This is a genomic window from Caballeronia sordidicola (assembly GCF_002220365.1).
GTDB lineage: Bacteria > Pseudomonadota > Gammaproteobacteria > Burkholderiales > Burkholderiaceae > Caballeronia > Caballeronia sordidicola_C.
Genome location: NZ_MTHB01000192.1, coordinates 1 through 3,612, shown reverse-complemented (window position 1 = coordinate 3,612; position 3,612 = coordinate 1). Strand labels below are relative to the sequence as shown.

At 59.8% G+C, this 3,612-nt stretch carries 4 protein-coding genes; 3 read left to right on the top strand and 1 reads right to left on the bottom strand.

Annotated elements, in window-relative coordinates:
* Positions 1 to 99: 99 nt before the first annotated feature.
* Positions 100 to 264, bottom strand: a complete 165-nt coding sequence (locus BSU04_RS46660) for a hypothetical protein (protein WP_179258206.1) — start codon at positions 262 to 264, stop codon at positions 100 to 102.
* Between the two features lie 49 nt (positions 265 to 313).
* Here BSU04_RS46660 and BSU04_RS27575 point away from each other — a divergent pair, with 49 nt between their 5' ends.
* The 3 genes from BSU04_RS27575 to BSU04_RS27565 are packed head-to-tail and all read left to right on the top strand — an operon-like array spanning position 314 to position 3,512.
* Positions 314 to 1,555: a site-specific integrase gene (locus BSU04_RS27575; protein ID WP_089163548.1), complete on the top strand. Its 1,242-nt coding sequence runs from the start codon at positions 314 to 316 to the stop codon at positions 1,553 to 1,555.
* A complete protein-coding gene (locus BSU04_RS27570; RefSeq protein WP_089163547.1) occupies positions 1,552 to 2,505 on the top strand; it encodes a tyrosine-type recombinase/integrase in 954 nt (317 codons plus the stop codon). The genes BSU04_RS27575 and BSU04_RS27570 overlap by 4 nt, the downstream gene beginning before the upstream one ends.
* On the top strand, positions 2,502 to 3,512 hold the full coding sequence (locus BSU04_RS27565) for a tyrosine-type recombinase/integrase (protein ID WP_089163546.1): 1,011 nt from the start codon (positions 2,502 to 2,504) through the stop codon (positions 3,510 to 3,512). Before BSU04_RS27570 ends, BSU04_RS27565 begins: the two co-directional genes overlap by 4 nt.
* Positions 3,513 to 3,612 lie beyond the last annotated feature (100 nt).

Genomic DNA, 3,612 nt, shown 5'->3' with positions numbered 1-3,612 from the left:
AGGCATTATTCCGAGTCCCGGATTATTCCGCATACCGATCTTCGGGGCCTGCAATCCCCGGAGAATACCCGGCTTTGGGGCCGCGCCAATACGGAATAATCAGAGGGTCTTCAAGAAGGCCAGCAGGCGATCATTGGGACGGAAACGCGGTGTTTGCACGTCGGTGGTCGCGGTCTTCGCCAGCGTCGTTACGGGGCGGTGAATCAATACGGATTTTGTGTAAGTGATCTGCGCTACGGTGGGCGCTTGAGTTTTCGACGTCATTGGAGTGTCGTCTTCCTGGGGATTTCCCCCCAATTCAGGGAGACTCACAATGAAGATCACTCGCAACGGTGCCGTCACGGCACTCCCCGGTTGCTCCGGTGGTGGCCCGCTGGTATCCCACCTCGACAGATTTGCAACGTTCCTCGCCAGCGAGGGTTACGCCGCGACGACTGTTCACGTTAAATGTACGCTGGTGGCGGAACTCAGTCTCTGGCTCAAGCGGCACAAGGTTCCACTGGCAAAGCTGGATGACCAGGGGCTCCAACAATTTCACGTGGGTCGCCGCCGTCGCGGTGTCGCGCAACGCGGAGACGTCGCGACAACGCAACAACTGCTCACGTTCTTACGCGGCATCGGCTGCGCTCGTGTGGTGTCACCACCGATCGATCGGAGCGCGGTGGGCAAGCTCACGCGAGATTTTGAGCAATTCCTCAGGTCGGAACGCGGCCTCTCGCCATCGACGTTGATCAACTATCTGCCTATCGTGCGACGTTTTTTGACTGAGCGGTTCCCCGGCAAGACGCTACGTGTTGCGCAATTGTGCCCGCAAGATCTCCATCACTTCATTCTTGGTCAAGTCCAGCGGGTCAGCCGCACTTATGCCAAATTGACCGTCACGGCGCTACGCTCGTTCCTGCGCTTTCTGCTCCAACGCGGAGCGATCAACACGAATCTGGCCGCCGCCGTGCCGGGCGTTGCGCACTGGCGCTTATCTCACCTGCCCAAGTCGCTGCCACCCGAACAGGTGGAGCGACTGCTCGAGTTCTGCGATCGCGATACGCCAGTAGGCCAACGGGATTATGCGATCTTGCTGCTCCTGGCGCGGTTGGGGTTGCGTGCCGGAGAAGTGGTCGAGATGAATTTGGAGGATTTGGACTGGGAGGCCGGCGAGATTCTCGTGCGCGGCAAGGGCCAACGCCTGGCACGATTGCCACTGCCCAGGGAAGTCGGTGCCGCCCTGGCGCACTATCTGCGTCACGTTCGTCCCATGTGCTCGACGCGTCGCGTGTTTATCCGCTCGAGAGCTCCGCAGCACGGCTTCGCCAGCCCTGTCGCCGTTTGCGATGTCGTGCGCCGCGCACTGCAACGCGCCGGGTTGAACCCCGAGTTCAAAGGGGCGCATTTGCTGCGGCATTCGCTGGCCACCGAACTGCTACGTCGGGGCGCCTCCCTCGATGAGATTGGTCAATTGCTCCGGCATCAGCAACCGACGACGACGCAGATTTACGCCAAGGTGGATATCGTTGCGCTACGGCGCATCGCCCCGCCGTGGCCGGGGAGTGCATCATGAGGAAATCACCCGTCACCCCGTCATTACAGGTTTCCCTCGATCAGTATCTGGCGCTCCGTCGTGCCCTCGGCGTCAAGTTGCGGTTGCCCGGGCGCTTGCTGCAACGCTTCGTCGACTTCGCCGATGCCGCGGGCGCCACGTACATCACCACCGATCTCGCTCTGGCGTGGGCGACCCAACCTGCCAATGTGCAGCCGGCACAATGGGCGAACCGCTTAGGCATGGTGCGTCGGTTTGCGCAATACTGCAGCGCGAGCGATCCACGCACTCTCGTGCCATCACCGGACTTGCTGCCGTATCAGTTACGACGTCCGGAACCCTACATTTATCGCGACGAAGACATCGACCACTTGCTTGAGCTGGCACGGCAGCTACCATCGGCGACCGGTCTGCGACCGCATACATATGCCACGCTATTCGGCTTATATGTTGCCACCGGTCTGCGGACCAATGAAGCCCTGCATCTGGATCGCGATGACGTCGATCTCGTCAATGGCGTGTTGACGATTCGCGAGAGCAAATTTGGGAAGTCGCGCTATGTGCCGGTGCATCCCACCACGCAATCTGCGTTGCAACGCTATGCAAAGCGCCGGGATCGTCTGTGCCGATACCCTGATGGTGCGAGCTTCTTCCTCTCTGAGCGTGGCACTCGCCTGACGGAATGGGCGGTACGGTGGACTTTCGTCAAATTGTCTCGCCAACTCGGCCTGCGCGGCCCGGATGATTCACGCGGACCTCGTCTGCTGGACTTTCGACATCGACTGGCCATCAACACACTGACCGGATGGCATCGCCGCGGCGTCGATGTCGAACGGCACCTGCCGGAACTTTCCACCTATCTCGGACATGCCCACATTACCGATACCTACTGGTATCTGACCGCGACGCCGCAACTGATGCACTACGTAATGCGCCGGGTAGCACGCTCCGAGCGAGGAATGCGGTCATGAACACAACTCAAAGTGGTGTCAGCACTTTCTCCTCGCTTCTGGAGTCGTTCTTCCTGAATCGACTCCTGCGTCAGCGACAGGTCAGTTCACACACCGTCGCAAGTTACCGCGATACTTTTCGCTTGCTCCTGCAGTTTGCGCAGCAGCGCCTGCGCAAATCACCCTCAGCGCTGGCGGTGCCCGACTTGAATGCAGCGTTTATCGGTATGTTCCTCGATCATCTCGAGCAGGACCGTGACAACAGTGCCCGCAGCCGTAATGTGCGCCTGGCCGCCATTCATTCCTTCTTCCGCTATGTCGCCCTGCACGCACCCGAGTACAGCGCCGTGGCGCAATGCGTTCTCGCCATGCCGAGCAAACGCTATGTGCGCCGACCGATTGCTTACATGACGCCGGATGAAGCGGACGCGCTACTCGCCGCGCCTGACCTCACGACGTGGCTCGGGCGGCGGGATAGAGCCCTGCTACTATTGGCCTTGCGAACAGGGCTGCGCGCATCGGAACTCCTCGGCCTGCGCGGTCAAGACTTTGTACTGGGCACCGGTGCGCATGTACGCTGTATGGGGAAGGGCAGAAAGGAACGCTGTACGCCGCTGCGCAAAAATACCGTAGCAGTGCTGCGCAGTTGGCTGCGCGAATGCCACTACCCACCGTCCAACCCGATCTTTCAATCGCTGCGTGGTACGGCGTTAAGCCATGACAGTCTGCAATATTTGCTGGACAAGCATCTCGCGGTAGCGCGCCTTCACTGCCCCTCACTCATCAGTAAGAAAGTAACGCCGCACAGTTTGAGACATTCATTGGCGATGAATTTGCTGCACCATGGCGCAGATCGCGTCGTGATCGCCCTCTGGCTCGGTCACGAATCGGTGGAAACCACTGCCATTTATTTCCAGGCGGATATGCAACTAAAAGAACAGGCGCTGGCGAAGGCCGCGACCACCGATGTGCAAGCACCGCGTTTCCGTCCCAATGATCACCTGCTGGCCTTCTTGAAGACCCTCTGATTATTCCGTATTGGCGCGGCTCCCAGGCCGGGTATTCTCCGGGGATTGCAGGCCCCGGAGATCGATATGCGGAATAATCCGGGACTCGGAATAATGCCTC

What these genes read in the sequence shown, in the direction of transcription:
- BSU04_RS46660 (WP_179258206.1), bottom strand. Translation starts at nt 264, where the DNA reads ATGACGTCGAAAACTCAAGCGCCCACCGTAGCGCAGATCACTTACACA.
- BSU04_RS27575 (WP_089163548.1), top strand. Translation starts at nt 314, where the DNA reads ATGAAGATCACTCGCAACGGTGCCGTCACGGCACTCCCCGGTTGCTCC.
- BSU04_RS27570 (WP_089163547.1), top strand. Translation starts at nt 1,552, where the DNA reads ATGAGGAAATCACCCGTCACCCCGTCATTACAGGTTTCCCTCGATCAG.
- BSU04_RS27565 (WP_089163546.1), top strand. Translation starts at nt 2,502, where the DNA reads ATGAACACAACTCAAAGTGGTGTCAGCACTTTCTCCTCGCTTCTGGAG.